2 protein-coding genes are annotated in these 1,019 nt (G+C 75.7%); both read left to right on the forward strand.

Annotated elements, in window-relative coordinates; all coding sequences use genetic code 11:
- Nucleotides 1-311, forward strand: a 311-nt coding sequence (locus C667_RS23270; protein WP_004390114.1) for a DUF2868 domain-containing protein, incomplete at its 5' end; no start/stop codon positions are given.
- On the forward strand, nucleotides 308-1,019 hold a 712-nt coding region (locus C667_RS23275), incomplete at its 3' end, for a GTPase domain-containing protein (protein WP_004390116.1). The genes C667_RS23270 and C667_RS23275, both read left to right, overlap by 4 nt.

Genomic DNA, 1,019 nt, shown 5'->3' on the forward strand with positions numbered 1-1,019 from the left:
GCCTCGACAGCCGCGAGCAACGCCGCGGAGCGCGCGCGCGTTTCGCCGCCCACCCGCCGGTCCGCCTGGTGGTCGCGGTCGACGCCCGCCAGACCCCGGATCGCGGCAGCCTCGGCCTCATCGCCGAACTCGCCGACCACGCGCAGGCGACCCGCGTCTGGCTGGCCGGCATCGATGCCGCGGCGGAGCACGCCGGCCGGCTGCGCCAGTGGCGCGAGGGCCTGGCCGGCATCGGCCTGGGCGAGGCGGCGGTGCTGGTGGATGCGCGGGCCGCATGGGTCTGGCTGGAACGGGGGGACGAGGTCCGATGAACGACATCCTGCGCGTGGCCGTCGTGGGCCACACCAACACCGGCAAGACCTCGCTGCTGCGCACGCTCGCGCGCGACGTCGGCTTCGGCGAGGTCTCCGACTCCGCCGGCACCACCCGCCACGTCGAGGGTCTGCGCCTGATGGCCGACGGCGTGCCGGCGGCGGAGCTCTTCGACACCCCGGGCATGGAGGACGCGATCGCGCTGCTCGAGTTCATCGACGAGCTGGTGGACCCCGGCGAGCGCGTCGACGGCCCCGAGCGCGTCGCGCGCTTTCTCGCCCGCGACGAGGCCGCAGGCCGCTTCGAGCAGGAGGCGAAGGTGCTGCGCCAGATGCTGGCGAGCGACGCCGCGCTCTATGTGGTCGACGCGCGCGACCCGGTGCTGCCCAAGCACCGCGACGAGCTCGAGCTGCTCGCCGCGTGCGCTCGGCCGCTGCTGCCGGTGCTCAACTTCATCGCCGATCCGGCGGCGCGGGCGGACGACTGGCGCGGCGCACTCGCCCGCCTCGGGCTGCACGCGGTGGTGAGCTTCGACACCGTAGCGCCGCCGCTCGACGGCGAGCGCGAGCTCTTCGACACCCTGGCCACGCTGATCCACAGCCACCGCGGCCGCCTGCAGGCCTTGATCGAGGCGCGCGCGCGCGAGGCCGCGGCACGGCGCGAGGCCGCCCGCCGCCTGGTCGCCGAACTGCTGGTCGAGCTCGCCG

The organism is Thauera phenylacetica B4P, assembly GCF_000310225.1.
Classification (GTDB): domain Bacteria; phylum Pseudomonadota; class Gammaproteobacteria; order Burkholderiales; family Rhodocyclaceae; genus Thauera; species Thauera phenylacetica.